The sequence below is a fragment of the Streptomyces noursei genome, from assembly GCF_016917755.1.
Classification (GTDB): domain Bacteria; phylum Actinomycetota; class Actinomycetes; order Streptomycetales; family Streptomycetaceae; genus Streptomyces; species Streptomyces yunnanensis.
Genome location: NZ_CP070326.1, coordinates 1,289,172 through 1,307,419, shown reverse-complemented (window position 1 = coordinate 1,307,419; position 18,248 = coordinate 1,289,172). Strand labels below are relative to the sequence as shown.

The 18,248-nt window shown below is 72.7% G+C and carries 14 protein-coding genes and 1 pseudogene; 9 read left to right on the top strand and 6 right to left on the bottom strand.

Annotated elements, in window-relative coordinates:
- Positions 1-293 precede the first annotated feature (293 nt).
- The 4 genes and pseudogenes from JNO44_RS43155 to JNO44_RS05720 form a co-directional block, all read left to right on the top strand.
- Positions 294-1,352: pseudogene (locus JNO44_RS43155) on the top strand (NAD-dependent epimerase/dehydratase family protein); the annotation flags it as partial.
- Entirely contained in the window at positions 1,332-2,126 is a 795-nt protein-coding gene (locus tag JNO44_RS43150) for a glycosyltransferase family 2 protein (protein WP_240167943.1), read from the top strand. The pseudogene JNO44_RS43155 and the gene JNO44_RS43150, both read left to right, overlap by 21 nt.
- A complete protein-coding gene (locus tag JNO44_RS05725; protein ID WP_240167442.1) occupies positions 2,123-2,818 on the top strand; it encodes a TIGR04282 family arsenosugar biosynthesis glycosyltransferase in 696 nt (231 codons plus the stop codon). Before JNO44_RS43150 ends, JNO44_RS05725 begins: the two co-directional genes overlap by 4 nt.
- Positions 2,815-4,272, top strand: a complete 1,458-nt coding sequence (locus tag JNO44_RS05720; RefSeq protein WP_420882618.1) for a hypothetical protein — start codon at positions 2,815-2,817, stop codon at positions 4,270-4,272. Before JNO44_RS05725 ends, JNO44_RS05720 begins: the two co-directional genes overlap by 4 nt.
- 28 nt (positions 4,273-4,300) lie before the next feature.
- Here JNO44_RS05720 and JNO44_RS05715 read toward each other — a convergent pair whose 3' ends face one another.
- The 3 genes from JNO44_RS05715 to JNO44_RS05705 all read right to left on the bottom strand — a co-directional run bounded on the left by JNO44_RS05715 (position 4,301) and on the right by JNO44_RS05705 (position 6,855).
- Positions 4,301-5,017 carry a class I SAM-dependent methyltransferase gene (locus JNO44_RS05715; protein WP_205361958.1) on the bottom strand — a complete coding sequence of 239 codons (717 nt, stop codon included), beginning with the start codon at positions 5,015-5,017 and terminating at the stop codon, positions 4,301-4,303.
- Between the two features lie 84 nt (positions 5,018-5,101).
- Positions 5,102-5,632 carry a hypothetical protein gene (locus JNO44_RS05710; RefSeq protein ID WP_205361956.1) on the bottom strand — a complete coding sequence of 177 codons (531 nt, stop codon included), beginning with the start codon at positions 5,630-5,632 and terminating at the stop codon, positions 5,102-5,104.
- Positions 5,629-6,855: a molybdopterin-dependent oxidoreductase gene (locus JNO44_RS05705; protein WP_235095914.1), complete on the bottom strand. Its 1,227-nt coding sequence runs from the start codon at positions 6,853-6,855 to the stop codon at positions 5,629-5,631. The genes JNO44_RS05710 and JNO44_RS05705 overlap by 4 nt, the downstream gene beginning before the upstream one ends.
- Positions 6,856-7,880: 1,025 nt before the next feature.
- Here JNO44_RS05705 and JNO44_RS05700 point away from each other — a divergent pair.
- The 3 genes from JNO44_RS05700 (at position 7,881) to JNO44_RS05690 (ending at position 12,493) form a co-directional block, all read left to right on the top strand.
- On the top strand, positions 7,881-10,904 hold the full coding sequence (locus JNO44_RS05700; RefSeq protein ID WP_240167441.1) for an amino acid adenylation domain-containing protein: 3,024 nt from the start codon (positions 7,881-7,883) through the stop codon (positions 10,902-10,904).
- A gap of 275 nt (positions 10,905-11,179) precedes the next feature.
- Positions 11,180-11,563 (top strand): hypothetical protein, encoded by a 384-nt coding sequence (locus JNO44_RS05695; RefSeq protein ID WP_205361954.1) that lies wholly within the window; start codon positions 11,180-11,182, stop codon positions 11,561-11,563.
- A gap of 300 nt (positions 11,564-11,863) precedes the next feature.
- Positions 11,864-12,493: a hypothetical protein gene (locus tag JNO44_RS05690; RefSeq protein ID WP_205361952.1), complete on the top strand. Its 630-nt coding sequence runs from the start codon at positions 11,864-11,866 to the stop codon at positions 12,491-12,493.
- Between the two features lie 185 nt (positions 12,494-12,678).
- Here JNO44_RS05690 and JNO44_RS43145 read toward each other — a convergent pair whose 3' ends face one another.
- The 3 genes from JNO44_RS43145 to JNO44_RS05675 form a co-directional block, all read right to left on the bottom strand.
- The gene (locus JNO44_RS43145) at positions 12,679-13,647 is read right to left on the bottom strand and encodes a hypothetical protein (RefSeq protein WP_240167440.1); all 969 of its coding nucleotides are present in this window, start codon (positions 13,645-13,647) and stop codon (positions 12,679-12,681) included.
- A 193-nt stretch (positions 13,648-13,840) separates the two neighbouring features.
- Positions 13,841-14,968, bottom strand: coding sequence for a tetratricopeptide repeat protein (locus JNO44_RS05680; RefSeq protein WP_205361950.1), 1,128 nt, complete (start codon positions 14,966-14,968; stop codon positions 13,841-13,843).
- Positions 14,965-16,272 (bottom strand): ATP-binding protein, encoded by a 1,308-nt coding sequence (locus tag JNO44_RS05675; RefSeq protein WP_205361948.1) that lies wholly within the window; start codon positions 16,270-16,272, stop codon positions 14,965-14,967. The genes JNO44_RS05680 and JNO44_RS05675 overlap by 4 nt, the downstream gene beginning before the upstream one ends.
- Before the next feature lie 746 nt (positions 16,273-17,018).
- Here JNO44_RS05675 and JNO44_RS05670 point away from each other — a divergent pair.
- Complete coding sequence (locus JNO44_RS05670) at positions 17,019-17,300, top strand: peptidylprolyl isomerase (RefSeq protein WP_039638778.1); 282 nt, start codon at positions 17,019-17,021, stop codon at positions 17,298-17,300.
- A gap of 217 nt (positions 17,301-17,517) precedes the next feature.
- On the top strand, positions 17,518-18,114 hold the full coding sequence (locus JNO44_RS05665) for a hypothetical protein (protein WP_205361946.1): 597 nt from the start codon (positions 17,518-17,520) through the stop codon (positions 18,112-18,114).
- The last annotated feature ends 134 nt before the right edge of the window (positions 18,115-18,248 follow it).

Here is an 18,248-nt window from a genome sequence, read left to right as displayed (position 1 = left end):
ACCGGGCGGGACGCCGGGATTCCGTTGCTGCCGGGCGCCGCGGGATGTGGCGCGGCCTGATTCCGCGCAGGCGGTCGTCCGTACCCACGATCACCACTTCGGGTGAAGCCCCGCCCCCGACGCGGCCAACGGTCGGTCCGGGAAAGGAAAGTCGTGCGCCGTACGTGCGGCGGGCCGGCGTTCGCGAGCGGCACGTCGCACCGACCCGACTGGCGGAGGCCGGATCTTACGGAGTCATGACGTGCCCGTCGTGGCGCGCGCCGGATCGAGGTGGCGCGCCTAGCGTGATCGGCATGCGAGTACTGGTTACCGGTGGCGCCGGATTCATCGGGGCGCAGGTCGTCGAGGCGCTCCTCACGCGCGGCCATGAGCCCGTCGTGTTCGACGCGCTGCTGCCCTCGGTCCATCCTGAGCCCCCACCGCCCCGCCCCGGAGTCCACCGGATCGTCGGCGACGTACGCGATCGGGCGGCCGTCGAGGCGAGCCTGGTCGGCGTTGACGCGGTCTGCCACCAGGCGGCGATGGTCGGCCTCGGCAAGGACTTCGCGGACGCGCCCGACTACGTGGGCTCCAACGACCTGGGCACGGCGGTGCTGCTGGCGGCCATGGCCGCGGCGGAGGTGCGCCAGTTGGTGCTCGCCGGATCGATGGTGGTCTACGGGGAGGGGCGCTACAGCTGCCCGTCGCACGGCACGGTGCGGCCGGGGCCGCGCGCGGTCGCCGCGCTGGAGGCCGGGCGGTTCGAACCGGGCTGCCCGCGCTGCGACGCCCCGTTGCAGCCCGGCCTGGTCCACGAGGACGCGCCCGTCGACCCGCGCAATGTGTACGCGGCGACGAAGCTCGCCCAGGAGCACCTCGCCGCCTCCTGGGCCCGCGCCACCGGCGGTCGGGCCACCGTGTTGCGCTACCACAACGTCTACGGGCCCGGCATGCCGCGCGACACTCCGTACGCGGGGGTGGCCTCATTCTTCCGCTCGGCGCTGGCCCGCGGCGAGTCGCCCACCGTCTACGAGGACGGCGGCCAGCGGCGGGACTTCGTCCACGTCCGGGACATCGCGGCGGCCAACACGGTGGCGCTGGAGGCCCTCGCGGACCGCGCCGCCGGCACCCTGGCGGCCTACAACACGGGCAGCGGACAACCGCACACCGTCGGCGAGATGGCCCGCACGCTGGCCGAGGCGTACGGCGGGCCGGGGCCGGTGGTGACGGGGGAGTACCGGCTGGGCGACGTCCGGCACATCACCGCCTCGTCCCGGCGGATCGCCGACGAGCTGGGGTGGCGCGCGGAGACCGGATTCGCCGAAGGCATGGCGGAGTTCGCGCGGGAAGGCATGCGGGAGGGCGCTCGGCAGGGGACGCGGGAAGGGAGCGGGACGGACGCGATCGACCCCGGCCCGGGTCCCGCGGGGGGTCCCGGGCGCGGCAGGAACCGCCCCGCCCCGGTGGACGTCGTGCTGCCGTGTCTGGACGAGGCCGCCGCGCTGCCGTGGGTGCTGGCGCGCATCCCGGACGGTTGGCGGGCCATTGTCGTGGACAACGGCTCGACCGACGGCTCGGCCGAGATCGCCCGTGGTCTCGGCGCCACCGTCGTCCACGAACCGCGTCGCGGCTTCGGTGCCGCCTGCCATGCCGGACTGCTCGCCGCCGAGGCGGACATCGTCTGCTTCTGCGACTGCGACGCCTCGCTCGACCCGGCGCTGCTCGAACCGTTCGTCCGCGCCGTGCGGGACGGGGAGAGCGATCTGGTGCTGGGCCGCCGCCGGCCGCAGGGCCGCGGAGCCTGGCCGCCGCACGCCCGGGCCGGGAACCTCGTCCTGGCGCGGATGCTGCGCCGGCGCACCGGGCTGCGGCTGCACGACCTCGGTCCGCTGCGCGCCGCCCGCCGCGCCGCGCTGCTCGGCCTGGACCTGACGGACCGCCGCAGTGGCTATCCGCTGCAGATGGTCGTCCGGGCCGCGGACGCCGGCTGGCGGGTCGCGGAGCGGGACGTGCCCTACCGGCCGCGCACCGGCCGCTCGAAGGTCACCGGCACCTGGCGCGGCACCTGGCACGCGGTCCGCGACATGCGGAGCGTCCTCAACCAGCCGCGGTTGACGGCCCCGGTACCGGAGACGGTGACGCGGTGACCCGCCCGACCGCACCGGCGGCTCCGGCCGGGCCGAGCCGGCTGACCGGCCCGACCGGGCCGACGACGATCCTGGTCATCGCGAAGGAACCGGTGCCCGGATGCGTCAAGACCCGCCTGACGCCGCCCTACACCCCCGACGAAGCCGCGCAGTTGGCGGAGGCGGCGCTGTGCGACACGCTCCGGGCCGTCGGCGCCATGCCCGCCCGACGGCGGGTGGTGGTCCTCGACGGCCGGCCGGGCAACTGGTTGTCGCCCGGCTTCGACGTCCGGCCGCAGAGCACCGGCGGCCTCGACGAGCGGCTGGCCGCGGCCTTCGCAGGCAGCGCCGGACCGACGCTGCTCATCGGCATGGACACACCCCAGGTCACGCCACAACTCCTCGCCCCCGCACTGGACATCGGTGCCTGGGACGACTGTGATGCCTGGTTCGGGGCGGCCGAGGACGGCGGATTCTGGGCGCTCGGCCTGGCCGCGCCCGAGCCCGGACTGCTGCGCGGCGTCCCCATGTCCACCGACCACACCGGCGCCGTGCAGCGCGCCAGGCTGACCGCCGCCGGGCTCCGGGTGCGGGACCTGCCGCCGCTGCGCGATGTCGATACCGCGGAGGACGCCGAACGGGTCGCGGCCGCCGCGCCCGGCGGCCGGTTCGCCGCCACCCTGGCCCGGCTGCGACCGGCGGGCGGCCGGTGACCCCCCGCCCCGTCCGCCAGGACCGCGGATGCGCCGGCCGGGACGGCGAGCCGGCCGGTCCGGCCGCCCACGGCACCGCGGCGACCACGCCTGCGCGGAAGCGGGCGGGGCGCCGCGATCTGTGGGCGGTGGCGGCCGCGGTCGTCCTGTTCGTCCTCGCGGTGGTCGTCGGGAACGTCGTCAACCGGACCGTCTACGGGACCGAGGGGATCCTGCGACTCGGCTGGCCGCCGCTGTACGCGTCGTGGCTGCCGCACGTGGGCCCCGGGACCCCGGCCGCGCTCGTGGTGGCCGCACTCGTGGTGATCCACGGCCCGCGGATCGCGCGGCGTCTGCGCTGGCGGGCGCTGGTGCCGGCCGTATGGGGCGCATCGATGGCCTGGACATGGTCGTTGGCGCTCGTGGACGGCTGGCAGCGGGGGATCGCCGGACGGCTCACCAGCAGCATGGAGTACCTGCGGTCGGTCGCCGACGTGCGTGAGGTGCCCGCCTTCCTGCGGGACTTCACCCAGCACATCCTGGCCGACTCGCCGCACAACTGGCCCGCGCACGTGGCCGGACACCCGCCCGGCGCGCTGCTGACGTTCGTCGGCCTGGACCGGATCGGGCTGGGCGGTGGTGCCTGGGCGGCCGCCTGGTGCATCACCATCGGGTCGTCCGGCGCGGTCGCGGTCATGGTGACGGTACGGGCGCTGTGCGGCGAGCGCCTGGCCCGGCTGGCAGCCCCGTTCCTGGCACTGGCCCCCGCGGCGGTGTGGATCGGCGTCAGCGCCGACGGCTACTTCGCCGGCGTGTCCGCCTGGGCCATCGCCCTGCTCGCACTGGCAGCCACCCGCACCACCCGGGCGCCCCGCCTGGCCGCCCTGGGAGCCGGGCTGCTGCTGGGGCTCACCTGGTACCTCTCCTACGGTCTGACCGTCCTGGCGGTGCTGGGTGTCGCCGTGCTGCTCCTGGCCCGCTCCGCCCGTCCGCTGCCGTACGTGCTGGCGGGAGCCGTGCCGTGGGTGGTGGGCTTCACCGCCCTGGGATTCTGGTGGCCCGAGGGATACGCCACGCTCGTCGAGCGGTACTACCAGGGCGCCGCGAAGGTGCGCCCGTACACCTACTTCGTCTGGGCCAACCTGGCTGCCCAGGTGGTGACGGTGGGTCTTGCGACGGTCGCGGGGCTGGGCCGTGCGGTCGGTCGGCTGTCCCCGGCCGTGCGGGGGATGCGGCGCGTGGCGCCGCGCGGGCGTGGCGCGCTGTCGGTACTGGTCGGAGCGGCGTTGTGCGTGATGCTCCTCGCCGACGTGTCCGGAATGAGCAAGGCGGAGACCGAACGCATCTGGCTGCCCTTCGCCCTCTGGCTGCTGCCTGCCTGCGCGCTGCTGCCGCGCCGCACGCACGGCTGGTGGCTGGCCGCGCAGGCCGTCCTCGCGCTGCTGGTCAACCACCTTCTGCTGACCGGCTGGTGACGTCCGCTCGCCGCCGCCCCGGCGTGGCCTACCGGCCGGCCGGTGCCGGGCCGCGGTCGGAGCCGGCGCCTCGACGGTGCCGCAGTGCGAGGAAGTGGCGGTCGTCGAGCGTCCAGTGGTCGCCGGTCCGCCAGCCGGTGACCGCCGCCTCACGGCGCAGCGCGGCGAGGCCGACACGGGCCCACGGGAACGGGCTGCCCAGGTGGCCGCGGCCGTCGTCGAACCGCACGTTCAGCCGCTCGTCGACGTCCTGCGGAGCCGCTTCCACCAGCAGGGTTCCGTCGGGCGCCACCAGAGAACCGATGCGCGCCAGCAGCGCCCGCGGATCGCCGCCGATGCCGATGTTGCCGTCCATGAGCAGGGCGGTGTTCCAGAGCCCTTCGCCCGGAAGCCGGTCGAAGACGGACCGGCACAGCGCGATGCCTCCGGTGTGCTCGGTCCGCGCGACGGCCGCATCGCTGATGTCGATGCCGAGCACGACGTGGCCGCGTGCCCGGAGGGCGCTGACCAACCGCCCCGGACCGCAGCCGATGTCCAGGACCGCCCCCTGGCAGCGCCGCAGGACGCTGAGGTCGGCGGGGTCCGGTGCAGCACACCAGCGGTCCACCTCGGACAGCAGGATCCCCCCGTCCGTACAGCGCATGTACAGGGGGCCGCGGCCCTTGGCGAGCGCACGGGCATAGGGGTCCTCGGGCCGGGCGCGGGGGCCCGCGCCGGGCTCAGGCGCCTGTTCGTCGGTGCTCATCGGACGGGGCGCCTCTCGGCGTGTGCGGTTCCGGTCCGGCAACCGTCCTGGCTCCGCGGTGGCGGCCGGCGCGTTCGGGGCGATTCATCTGCCGGCTCGGTCCCGGCGCGGGCGAGCCCGCCACATCGTGACCAGCAGGCATGCCGCGGAGGCCGCGAAGAATGCGACGGTGATCAGCAGCCAGCGACCCCAGAAGACGTCGGCAGGCAGGCCGGTGTAGGCGGTGAAGCCCGGGACCCGGCCCAGGACGAGCGGGTACCAGACCAGGAGCAGCAGAAGGGCCAGGAAGGCGGGTACCCGGATGTAGTTGACGCGGCCGGTCACCGGGCGGGAGCCGCCCGCGGTGTCCCGGCTCCGGGGCTTTTTGCCCCGGCGGTCACGGAACAGGCGTTGTGCCAGGCGGTCGGTGACGGTGTAGAGCGGGAGGAGGACCAGGTCGTGCAGGAGCGCGGCACCGACGAACCAGATGACGATGCCGAGCGTGTCCCCGCGCAGCAGTCGGAGCCCGGCGTAGCAGGCCAGCGCGAAGGAGCACAGGACGAGGACGAGGTGCGCGAGGGAGCCGCCGTAGTGCGCGCGGATGCCCTCTGCCGGACCTCTGGTCCGGCCCCTCATCGCGGCGCTCCGAAGGTGAGGCGGGTGACCCATTTGGTGTTGTGCACACCAGGGTTGGCGGGGACGATGATCCGCGCCGGATAGCCGTGGTCGACGGAGAGGTCCGCACCGTTGACCCGCAGCGCCAGCAGTGCCCTGGGGTCGCGGACCTGGTTGTCGCGCAGATGGGCGGAGTTGAAGGACCCGGAACGCTGGGCGGACTCGACGAAGACACCGGGTGGGCTCTCCCGCAGCCCGACCAGGGCCGCCAGGTCGTGCAGCCGCACGCCGCTCCAGATCTGGTCGTCGGTGGACCAGCCTTCCACGCAGGCGATCGGCAGGGCGGCCATGTGTTGCGGCAGGGCCAGTACCTGTTCCCGGGTGAAGCTCCGTTCCTGGCCGGGACCGCGTACGACGAGGCGCCAGTCAGGACCGATGTCGCGGGCGCGGATACCGACCGCCGCGGCGGTCTTGTTGATCTGGAAGCCGTTGGGCCCCGTGCCCGGTTCCCGCCCGTGCGGCGCCAGCAGCGCGGTCCTGCGGAGGGCCCCGCCGATGCTCTGACCCGCCGTCACGACGAGGAGCACCAGCGACCCCGCGCCCACCATGCCGAGCGCGCCGCGCCGGGACATCGTGGGCGGTGCGGGGTCGGGGGTCACCAGGCCGGTGTCGTCCGGCGGTTCGGGCCGGGTACGGGCGGCGGGGGTACGCAGCTCGGTGCGCCAGCGGCGGCTGCGCAACGCGGTTGCCATGGTGGGGATGCGGAAGACGACGTGTACGACGAAGGCGCCGATGAAGACCCAGGCACCGTAGAAGTGCAGGGGGTAGAAGGACCCGGGGAAGATGTAGTGCAACTGGATGTTGAGCACGCCCGTGACGAACTCGAACAGCACGCCGCCCACGAGCAGCAGCAGCGAGAGCCGTTCCAACGCGTGGCGCGGTGACCGCAGCGGTGGCCAGGCGAACAGCCTCGGGATGACCGACCAGAGCTTCGCCAGCAGCACGGGGATGAGCACCACGCCCAGGGTGACGTGGACTCCCTGGGTGAGGCGGTAGAGCCAGTAGGGCCGGGTCGGCCAGGGGAAGAGGTAGAAGCCCAGCCAGCCCTTCTCCGGTGTGTGGTCGTTGCCCGGTGCCAGGTTCGGGTTGTACGCGGCGTACGACAGCAGTCCGGTGACGAACAGCACCGTGATGCCGAGGAGCAGGACCAGTCCGAACACCGAGGTCAGCCACGGCCCCCGCAGCGGGCTGCGCCAGAAACCCGGACGGGCGGGGCCCGGTGGCGGAGAACTCCACCGTGCGGTCGGCCGACCGGGAGCGCCGGCGGGCCGCTGTGCGGGAGTCGCCTGCGCGGACTTCGGGGGACGGCCCGTGGGGCCGTCGGCGGGGCGCTTCGCCGCTCCGGCTCGTGGTGGCGGACCGCTCCCCTTCTGCCGGTCCGGATCGGGCCGGCCCTTCCCCGTCTGCCCGTCCCGCTCCGACGGGCTGCCGCCGGCGTTGCCGTCCGGCGTGTGGGGCTCGGGGCGGCGCGGCTCGTCGCCACGGTCACTACCCTCCACGTCCATCCCTTCCGGCGGCCAGCGCACCGTGACCGCCACGCACAACCACCGTATGCGGCATATCGGTCGCAACACGCCCAAGGTGATCATTTGTGAACCCTTTCGGCGTTGAGGTCGCGGGGTGGGGGCGGGGTGGGTGGCGCCGGGCCGGGCACAGGTGCCGCCGCATCGGGCAGATCCGGAGCGGCGTCGCTGGACAGTGGCCGACGAGCCCTGTGCGTTGCGTCCTTCGGGGGCACGGACTCCGGCCGCCGAGGTGCGTTACGTCCGCGCGGCCCTCGCCGACCTGGGCCACGGCAGCCGCGTCGCCCTCGACGGCCTCCTCGCCTGCCACCACGGCGACCACACCGCCGCCCTCGACCCCGCCCAGGTCCTCGTCGAGACCAAGGGTGCCGCCCCGCCCGCACCCACTTCACGACCGCAGCGGGCCCCGTACCGCTCTTCGAAAGGACCCCCGCCGCATGAACGCCCTGCGCGGCACCCGCTCCGCAGCCGCAGTCACCCTGCTCGGCACCCACTTCGGCGACTGCGAACTCGCCGTGAGCGGACACCGACCGCGACGGAGCGGGGCCGGGGTCGTATCCGCATCATCAACCGCATCATCGGCCGCGTGCTCTATTCGACTTTGCTCAATTTTATCCAGAATTGGGGCCGAATGGTGCCGAACGCTCTAGTGATTTGCATAGTGTCGGGCGCAGTTCGATGCGGGGATGATGTCGAAATCAGCCACCACGGCGGACAGTGATCGCTTCGCCAGAACAGTGGTGCCCTTCGAACACTGGTACTTGGGGTTCCCCGCCGGGCTGTCGCCGGTGCTCAACCTCGTCGTCGAGGGCACCGGCCGGATAGCGGCCGCGGAGCTCCGCCGGGCGGTCGCGGCGGCCGCGGAGTACTGCCCCGGCGCCCGGCTGGCCCGCCACGGCTCCCGCTGGTCGGACAGCGGCCAGCCGCCCCCGGTCCGGCTCGCGGCCGGCACGGTGCTGGACCGCAGCACCCTCAACGACGTCGCGGAACTGCGCCGCCCCCTGCCAGTGCGCGGCGCGTACTGCGAAGTCGTGCTGTTCGACGGGGAGTTCCCGGCCGTCGCCTTCCGGGCCTCGCACGCGGTGATGGACGCGCGCGGGCTGCGGATGTGGGCGCTCGACGTCTTCCGGGCGCTGCGCGGTGAACAGCCGGAGGGCGCGCTGTCGGTGACGACCGTGGCCGAGCTGGACGACCCGCTGATCGCCCAGGCGGACGCCGGCAGCCAGGAGTTCGTCCTCCCGTCCCTGCTGGGAGTGCCGGCGGACGCGCGGTTCGGCGGCTACCGCTGGTGGCGGCGCTCGGTCGACGGCACCTTCCCGGCGGTGGCCGCGCGGCTGGCCACCGAACTGGCCCGACTGACGGGGCAGTCGACCGCGCCGGTGAGCATCCCGGTGGACCTGCGGCCGTTCCACCCGGAGGTGCGGTCCACGTCCAACTTCGCGGTCACCGTCTCGCTCCAGGTCACCCCGGACGAGGGTTGGGAGGCCACCCAGCAGCAGCTGCTGACGGTGCTGTCCGAACGCCGGGGGACCGTGCGCGCGCCGGGGCCGGAAGTGCTGAAGGTTCCACTGGGTCTGCTGCGGATGATGGTGCGCGGGGTGGACCGCAAAGCGCGCCGGACGGACCGGTTCTCCTCCGTGGCCGGGGTGAACAGTCTCGGCCGGACGCCCCTCGACGCGTTCGCCACCGACGACTTCGAGCCGGGCGCGCTCTATCTGCTCTGCCCGCGCGAGCCGGCGAGCCCGCCGGGCCTGAACGTCGTGGAGTCCGAGGGCCGTACCGAGCTGACCCTGTCCTGGTGGCCGGGCAAGGAGACCGAGGCCCGGGCCGAGCGGCTGCTCGACACGCTCTGCGAGAGCCTGTCGCCCGCGGCCCACCGCGCGCAGGCGACGCTGTTGCCGCCGGTCCCGGCCGCCCGGGACGCGGGGCTGCCCACGGACCGGACGGTGGTCGAGCTGTTCCGGCACCAGGTGCGGTCCCGGCCCGACGCCGTGGCGATCAGCGGCCCCGAAGGCGAGATGAGCTACCGCGAACTCGACCGCCGGGCACGGGTGATCGCCGCCGAGCTGCGGGCCCGCGGCATCGGCCGGGACACGGTCGTCGGACTGTGCGCGGACCGCTCGGCGGCCGCGGTCACCGGCGCCTGGGGAGCACTGCTGGCCGGCGCGGCCTACCTCCCGATGGACACCAAGCACCCGGACGGGCGCCTGCGCGCCCTGCTCCAGGACGCGCGGGCACCGCTGTGCCTGACCCAACACCCGTACGACGAAAGGGACTTCCTGCCCCACGGCTGCGAACCGCTGGTGCTGGACGACCTGTCGTACGCGGCCGACCCCGCCGCGCCGCCGACGCCGCCCGCGCCGTCGGACCTGGCGTACGTGGTGTACACCTCCGGCTCGACCGGCCACCCCAAGGGCGTCGACATCGAGCACCGCAGCCTGAGCAACTACGCGGACTGGGCGGTGCGCGAACACGGCATCGGGCCGCACACCCGGCTCCCCCTGCTGTGTTCGCTCTCCTTCGACGTCGCGCAGATCTCCCTGGTCCTGCCGTTCCTGGTCGGCGGGACGCTGCTGCTCATGCGCGACGAGCTCGACCACCTGTCGCTGCAGGAGGTGATCGACGACGGCGCGACCGCCCTCGCGCTGACGCCCTCGCACCTCGACCTGATGACCCGGTTGGGGCTGAGCCCCGGCGCGGTCGGCACGCTGATGGTGATCGGCGAACAGTTCACCCGGACCCTCGCGCTCCGGGCCCGCGAGATGTTCGGCCCGGAATGCCGCATCATCAACCTCTACGGGCCGGCCGAGGCGACCATCGGGGTCAGCCACCACGTCTTCGACGCCGGGCGGGACACCGGCGCGAACGTGCCGATCGGGCTTCCGCAGGACGGGGTCTCGCTGTTCCTGCTCGATGCGGAGCGCCGTTTCGTCACCCCGGGCGAGACGGGCGAGCTCTACATCGGCGGTGTGCAACTCGCCCGCGGCTACCGCGGACGCCCGGACCTGACCCGACAGCGGTTCGTGCGCCTGGCCGACGGCACCCGTGCCTACCGCACCGGAGACCTGGCGCGCCGACTGCCGTCGGGCGAGGTGGAGTGCTGCGGGCGCGTCGACGACCAGGTCAAGGTGCGCGGACACCGCATCGAACCGTCGGAGATCGCCTTCACGCTGGAGACGCACCCGGCGGTCGCCGCCGCGGTCGTCGTCCCCCGCACCCCGCCAGGCCGGACGGACCGGGCGCTGTGCGGCTACGTCGTGCTGCGGCCCGACGTCCCCCTGGTCGAGATGGCGGAGCTGACGGACCACCTCCTCGAACATCTGCCGTCGTACATGGTGCCCGCCGCCATGCTGGCGGTCGAGGACATCCCGCGGACCGTGAACGGCAAGGTCGCGGCGTCGGCGCTGCCCGACCCGTTCGCCGACGCGGCGGCGCCCGGTGACACGACACCGTTGAGCGACCCCGAGGCGGCCGTCGCGAAGATCTGGGCGCGGGTGCTCGACACCGATGTGGACGGGTTGGGCCCGGCCAGCGACTTCCACCAGCTGGGCGGGGATTCGCTGGCGATGATCTCCATGGTCGCGGAGGTCGCCAGCGAGATCGTCGGGGCCGCGGGAGCCGAGGCGTTCACCCGCCGGGCGCCCGACTTCCTCGCGCAGCCGACCCTGGCCCGCGTGGCCGGGCTCGCCGAGACGGTCCGCACGGCCTGACCGGGCCCCGGCCCCTCCGCCCGCGACACCGGACGAACGCCACGGGCGCGGCGGCGGGTCCGGGGCGACGCATGTGCCGTCCTCCCGGGCCCGCCATCGCCCTTCCCCCCCCGGTAGCGCTCATGACCCACCGGCGAGGGACTCACTGCCAGTGAGGTCGTCCGCTCTGCATGGCGCAGAACAGCTGATCGCCGTGCGCGTCGCGCGTGGTCAGACCGAGATGGGCCTTCTTGCAGAACTGGCCGCGCTGATAGTGCCGCCCGGAGGGGGAGAGGATGACATCGGCGGTGTCCGAGGAGCCGGAAGTGCCGCCGGAGGACGATCCGCCCGAGGAAGCCGATCCCGAACGGGACGAGGAGCCGGAACCAGAATCCGTACCCGTCCGGGTCCTGGGATGCTCCGTCGGGGCCTCGGGTGTCGGCGACGCGGTCGTGGCGGACGGCGAGGGGGAGGCACTCGACGGGCTGGGGGACGGGGACGGTGAATGCGAGGCCGACGCCGAGACCGAAGCGGAGGGCGACGGGTTCCCCTTGTCCCCGTCGCCGGCGCTGGGCTGGCAGCCGGTGAGGGCGAGCAACGCCGCGGTCACCACTGCTGCGGCGGACAGGGAAGCACGGTGGCGGGCTCTGGCGCGTATCACAGAGGGCGCATCCTTATGAAACGTCATAGTCAGGACAATGAGCGCACACGCGGTACGCGCTGCAGACCTTATGTCTAAATCTCCCCTGTGGTCTGATATCTGGCTTGAATTAGACATTCCGGTCTTGTGTGAAGGGCCTGGCGCCGGGCCCTTCACTGTCCTCGACGGCACCCGTGTTGCGGTGTTCGGCGGCGAATGCGTTGCGGTGCGCCAACGCGCCTGCGCCCTATTAGCCATCCGTTAGTGGAACGCCATCGCGGTCGTCGAGGCTGAGTGCCGTCCGAGAGCGAGACGAGCAAAACCAGCAACGGGAGACCCGATGAACACCGCCACCCCCGCCAACCGCTTCCGCGGGCGCACCGGCCGCCGCATCGCCGCCACGATCGTCGCCGCCGCGGCGCTGGGCCTGGGGGTCACGGCCTGCGGGCAGGGCCCCGGGGCGCCGGGCGCCGCCGGCACCGCGGCCCCGACGCAGCCCGCCAGCGGCTCCTCCTCGGACAACTCCGGCGCGCAGGGCCACAACGGCGGCCGGTCCGCCGCGATCCCGTCCACCGGCCGCACCTCGGGGAGCGGCGCGCACGCCGGTACCGGCGGCGGCACCGGCAACCAGTCCGCCTCCGGCGGGGGCGGCGTCGCCCACGCGGGTAACCATCGCACCCTCGTCGGCACGCTGGGGTACCTCGCGCCCGGCAAGCTCACCGTCAAGCCCCAGGGCGGCGGCATGGAGCAGGCGTTCTTCGTCGCCAACGCCACGCGGATCCTCGGCGCGGCCGCGATCTGCTCCGTCGACGACGGCAGAGTGACCATCGGCACGGACGGCTACGGCACCTCGAAGTGCACCGTGGAGCAACTGGAGAAGGCGGCGAAGACCGACAGCGTGACCGTCCGCGTCACCATGGACCGCAAGTCCGGCGCCGCCGAGACGGTCGCGGAGAAGTACCACCCGTAAGCCACCGCACCCCACGCGCACGCCGCCGATCGCGCGGACTCGGCGGCGGACGCGACCGAGGTGCAGCCGAAGTGCAGCCGAAGCCACCGGGACTGCCGGAGAACGGTGGCCTGCCCCTCACCGGTCGATCGACCGGGAACCGTGCCCTCCCGGCGCAGGAATCGATGGCGGACGAACCACCGCTGTCACCGGGCGCCGGTACGGACCTGACCGGTCGGGCAGGTCCGTAGCCAGTACGAGCGGGCGGCGACGGCCAGGGTGACTCCATACCCGGCGAACGCGATCATCCCGATCCAACTGACCAGCAGTGCGGACTGCGAGGAGTGGAAGTCGCCCGGTCGGATCGCCAGCACGCCGGTCGAGACCAGGGCGCAGTAGCCGGTGCCCAGCACCCCGTACGGGGCGAGGGTGGCCGCGCCGATCAGGGCCGGGGCAAGCGGGAGCCAGCGCGGAACGCGCCGACCGTGCAGAAACAGCGTCCAGCGGGGGAAGACCTGGCCCCAGGGGCGGACCAGGCCCCAGAGCAGGAAGGTGCCGAGCGCGGCCAGCAGCACGGTGGCGTCCAGGCCCCAGGACTCCAGGGTGAGCCACATCTCCGAGGCACCGTTGCGCCGGGAGGTCGTGAGCACCTCCTCGATGCTCGTCCCGGCGAATGTTCCTCCGAACGCCCAGAACGACTTCATCGCGCAGTACGGCAGGAAGGCAACCGTGCCGGCACAGGCGGCGAGTTGGACCCGGGCGGGAGCACAGGACGGTGCCGGCGCACGGGCCCCGGTGGGCGGGCGGCGGCCGGAGCGGGCGGTGGCGCCGAGCAGGCACACACCGACGGCGGCCAGGGCATGGTTGGCGGCGGCCGCCCAACTGTCCACGCCCTGGCCGAACATCAGCGTGATCACGTCCATCAGCAGGCCGAAAGCGGCGATCCCGGAGAGCCCGCAGACCGTCCAGAGCAATGCCCGCACCCTCGTCCGCACGCCGTACCGCACCGCCCCCGCGGAGACCAGGGCCGCCAGTGCGCCCACCACCACGACGGCGTAGTCGAGGCCGGCAGGGGCGGGGGCGCCGACGCCATGAAACAGCGGTGTCCCGATCACCGCGCAGACGACCCCGAAGGCGGCGTACGCCGTCCCCCAGAACGCCGTCACCAACCCCACCCAGCGCGGCCGTCCATGCCGCCACGCGCGCCCGAGAGTCCTCGGTTGTTGCCTGTCTTCGCTCATGCCTCGAACGTCGCACCGACCGCGACAGCACGGCATCAACCACCCGAACGATCCGCCTCCGCCGCCCGGGGGAGGCGGCCTGAGCAGTGACCAGCGGCCCCGCGCCCGGGCGGGCGCGGGGCGTCGGTCAGCGGGTCCTCGGCCGGTCGAACCAGATGGTGGCGAAGGTCGGTGCCAGCCCGGCCCAGAACAGCACCTGGGGCAATGTCCGTGCGGTCCAGGGGACTTGGGAGATGATCAGGGCGCACAGCATCGCCCAGGCTGCCTGGCCCAGCACGATGCGGGACCACCGGTGGCGGCGGATCAGGGACTGGACGTTGAGCCGGACGCCGGCGCGCCGTCGCCGGTAGCGCAGCAGGGCGCCGACGAGCCAGATGACGGTCATCGGGACGAGGTACCACAGGCGCTGGCCGAGCGGCAGCGGCAGCTCCCGCTGCAGCTTGCCCTCGACGGCGAACAGGTCCAGCATCGCTCCGGCGAGGCCGACGCAGAGCAGGGCCAGCCACCGCACTCCGCGCAGCATGCGGTAGGTGGCCTGGTCGAGGCCGCGTTGCAGGTCGGTGGAGTCCGGTGCGGCGGTGAGCCCGGAGGCGTAGAGGTCGGCGGCCTCGGCGGCCTTGACACCCGGTGCCCGGGCGGCCTTCCGGGTCTGCCGGGCCAGGGCCTCGGCGTGGGTGGGGTCGATCCGGAGGAGGGCGCGGTCGAACCGGTCGACGGCCTCGGCGTCGAGCGCGAAGCTGGCGATCTGGATGGCGACTTCGTGGGCGTAGACCTCCTCGGGGCCCAGTTGCAGCGCCTTCGCGGCCAGGTTGGTCGCCTCGCACAGCACGGCGTCGAGTCCGTCGCGGGGGAGTTCCTTGAGGTTGTTGGCCTGGGCGTGGCGGATCAGCGACATGCGGCACACGGCGTCGGCGAGCATGGCGTAGCCGAACCAGTGGCCGGGGTCGGCGCGGACCGCCTCCCGCAGGACGGGCTCTGCCTCGCGCCATGACGAGCCGGCCCCGCGGGTCAGTGACTGGGCGCGCAGGATGAACGCCCCGTAGTCCGCGGGAGCCAGCTTGAGCGCCTGGCTCGCCGCGTCCCGGGCCAGTTCCGTCTGTCCGGTGTTGAGGTGGCAGTAGCCGATCTTTATCCAGGCGCTGAGGTCGTCGGGGACTTCGGCGAGGTGCCGTGCCAGCAGGTCCCGTGCCTGGTCGTGGCGTTCGAAGTCGATCAGGGCCTGGGCCCGTTCGACGGTCGGGTGCAGTGTGGTCACAGTTTGCGCTTCTTCTTCAGGTAGGCCACCAGGTCGTCGTACATGCCGCCGTCGTTCGCGTACATCGCCACGTTGCGGGCGGCCGCGAACCACGGCTCCGTCGAGGGCGCGACCTGCCCCGCCGCGGCCAGCAGGTCCGGCATCCCGATCATGCGGACGGTGCCGGTGCGGGCCGAGTCCAGCAGCGCGTGCTCGGCCGCGCCCTCGCAGACATGGGCCAGGTCGGCGCCGGAGAGGCCGTCGGTGGCCTTGACCAGCCTGCCGAGGTCGACGTTCTCGATGGGCCGCTCCCGCAGGTGGAAGCGGAGGATCGCCTCCCGGGCCGGCGCGTCCGGCGGCAGTACCAGCAGGGTCCGGTCCAGCCGACCGGGCCGGCGCAGGGCGACGTCCACGTCCCAGGGCACGTTGGTGGCGGCGAGCACGAACACGCCCTCGTTGGCGTCCGCCTCGACGCCGTCCAGCTCCGTGAGCAGCTGGTTGACGGTGTTGCGCATACCGGCGCTCTGGGTGCGGCTGCGCTTTCCGCCGAGCGCGTCCAACTCGTCCAGGAAGACCACGCACGGTGCCTGGCGGCGCGCGGTCTGGAAGAGCTCGTGCATATTGCGCTCGGAATTGCCGATCCACATGTCGAGCACGTCGGTGACCGACACGGACAGGAAACTCGCCCCGAGTTCACCGGCGACGGCCCGCGCGATGAAGGTCTTGCCGCAGCCGGGCGGCCCGTAGAGCAGGAGTCCGCCGCGCAGACTCTTGCCGTACAGGCGGCGCAGCTCCGGATTGCGCAGCGGCGCCAGGAAGGCTGCTTCGAGCCGCTCCTTGACCTGCTGCATGCCGCCCACATCGGCGAGCCGGACGGTGCCCGGCCGTTCCACGTCCCAGGCGGCGGCGTCCCCGGGGTCGCCACTGCCGTCGACGGCGAGCGGCGCCTCGACGAACCGTGGCGGGACGATGTCACCGACCTGGTCCTGAGCGGCCTTCCAGTCGAAGCCCGGGGCCGGGGCGGGGTCGGTGGCCGGCGATGTGGTGGTGGGAGGTTGGGCGGGTGGTGCGGCCTGCGGTGCCGCGGGTGGCACGGCCTCGCGGGGCGGGGACGTGGCAGCACCGGTCAGGGCCCGGAGCATCACCTCGCGTGCCTGGGAATCCTCAGGCGTCCGCTGCAGTGCCACGGCGGCTTCGCTGACCGCGGCGTCGTCGCACCCCGCGGTCAGCAACAGCTCGGCCAGGTGGAGCCGCAGCGGTACGTCATCGGGCGCCGCGGCAACGGCCGAACGCATGCTTTGTATGAGGGGGGACTCCGCTGACATGTCCCCCACTTTACGGAGCCGACGCGTGCGACAGCGACTCGCGTGTACCCCGGCTGAACTCCGAAGGCCCCACCCGGACCGCCGACCGCCTACGGCAGCCACAACTCGCCCCGCACCACCGGCATGTACGTAAGGTTCACGTTCCCCGCACGCTGACTGCGATCCGACGACTCAACTCGCCTGCTATGACGGGGCACTTCACCGCAGCAGAGAAAAGAAGCCGCCTGCCGAGGCCGGGGTCGTTGACACATGTGGCGGCGGGAAGCGGCATGCCCTGCCCGCGGCCCGCCCCGCCTGCGCGACCATCGATCCCGAACGTCCCGACCACCCCGACCGTCTCTACATCTCGACATCCCGATATCCGGACACCCCGACACCCCGGCATCCCGATCGCATCGCACTGCGCAAAGTGCATCAATTATCCCAATTCCCCCAATTTACCGAATTCAGTGAATTCGCCGACTTTCCCCACTCGCCGATCCGGCGGGCCAGCGGGTTCGGCCCGGCGCATCATGCGGTGCGGTCGAGGTGGTCGCACCGGCGGCCCAGCGCCGACAGCGGCGAAAGGGTCTGTCCGATGGGCCATGGTGTGACCGTCTGTGAGATGGTGCATGCCTGACTCACGAAGGCTGCCCAGGGGGCCGAAGGGGCCTGCGGCGGGTCGGGAGCCGTGATCGCTGCCACCCGGAAGGTCCCTGGGCGTGTAACCCTTGGTGGCATTGCCGTGTACTTGAAAGGTGTAATAAATGGCTAGGGCAACCGCACGTCACATCTTGGTCGCCAGTGAAGACGAGGCGTCGAAGCTGAAGGCGCAGATCGAGGCCGGTGCAGACTTCGCCGGGCTCGCTCAGCAGCACTCCACGTGCCCCTCCGGGCGTCAGGGTGGCGACCTCGGGTCGTTCGGGCCGGGACAGATGGTCAAGGAATTCGACACGGTCGTCTTCTCTGCTCCGGTCGGCACGATCCAGGGCCCGGTGAAGACCCAGTTCGGGTTCCACCTCCTTGAGGTCACCAGCCGCGAGGACTGACGCGAGCGATGTGCCGGGCTGCGTCGTGAGGCGCAGCCCGGTTCCGTCCGACGCCGGCGACCGGCCTCTGCCTGTCCGTGGTAGCGTCGCTCTCTTCTCCGGAGCTTCCGGACGGAGTCCCGTCAGGCATGTGATGACCGGCCCACGCCAGCCACTCCACGATGCACTCAACGCTTTGGACGCCGCCTTTGCGCCACGTGCCGGACTGCCGGTTCCCGTGGGCGGCTGCACTCACTGCTACAGCGCTGCGGATCTTGCAGCCCTGGCCGGCCCCGCGCACCAGATCGCGGATGATCTGATCCGCTGCGTCGCGCACGAGGCCCCCAGCCACTGGGACGATTTCCCCGGCCTGTACCGCAAGTTGACTCCCCCAACGATCCGTTTCCTCGTTGCCGGCAAGCTCAACCACGGCATGGTCGCCTCCTGGTTCATCGCCGCCGGGTGGCGCAACTGGACCGCGACGGAGTGCGCGGCGTTGGAGGACGTGTGGCATGCCTGGTGGCGGACTTTCCTGCACCGTCACCCCGGCACCGGAGACGTCACCCACGTATTGGAGACGCTCGGCACCATCACAGGCACCCTCGCGCCCTGGCTGACTACATGGGCCCAAACCCGCACCGGGGCAGCTGACCTGCACCTTCGCGACGCACTCGACCAGTGGCTCATCGAGGACGAACTCGCCGACCTCCACTTCGGCTTCTACAAGGAGGTGCACGCCACGCCGGAGCTGCTGCCTTGGCTGCTGTCCTTGGAGGACGGCCGCATCGATGCGGACCAACTCGTGGAAGTCGTGCGCCTCTCGTCCAGTCACTGAGGTGGTAGACCAGCTGCTGAGATTTCGACTTCGACCTGTTGGTGGGGCCTGAATCTCGACAGCGGTGAGGTTGACAGCGGTGAGATCCACAGCGATGAGGTCGACCGCCGTGGCGGAGGGCAGGGCGCGAGGGC

Coding starts and splice junctions, on each gene's coding strand:
- JNO44_RS05715 (WP_205361958.1), bottom strand. CDS start 5,017: ATGAGCACCGACGAACAGGCGCCTGAGCCCGGCGCGGGCCCCCGCGCC.
- JNO44_RS05710 (WP_205361956.1), bottom strand. CDS start 5,632: ATGAGGGGCCGGACCAGAGGTCCGGCAGAGGGCATCCGCGCGCACTAC.
- JNO44_RS05695 (WP_205361954.1), top strand. CDS start 11,180: ATGACATCGGCGGTGTCCGAGGAGCCGGAAGTGCCGCCGGAGGACGAT.
- JNO44_RS05670 (WP_039638778.1), top strand. CDS start 17,019: ATGGCTAGGGCAACCGCACGTCACATCTTGGTCGCCAGTGAAGACGAG.
- JNO44_RS05690 (WP_205361952.1), top strand. CDS start 11,864: ATGAACACCGCCACCCCCGCCAACCGCTTCCGCGGGCGCACCGGCCGC.
- JNO44_RS05675 (WP_205361948.1), bottom strand. CDS start 16,272: ATGTCAGCGGAGTCCCCCCTCATACAAAGCATGCGTTCGGCCGTTGCC.
- JNO44_RS05700 (WP_240167441.1), top strand. CDS start 7,881: ATGATGTCGAAATCAGCCACCACGGCGGACAGTGATCGCTTCGCCAGA.
- JNO44_RS43150 (WP_240167943.1), top strand. CDS start 1,332: ATGCGGGAGGGCGCTCGGCAGGGGACGCGGGAAGGGAGCGGGACGGAC.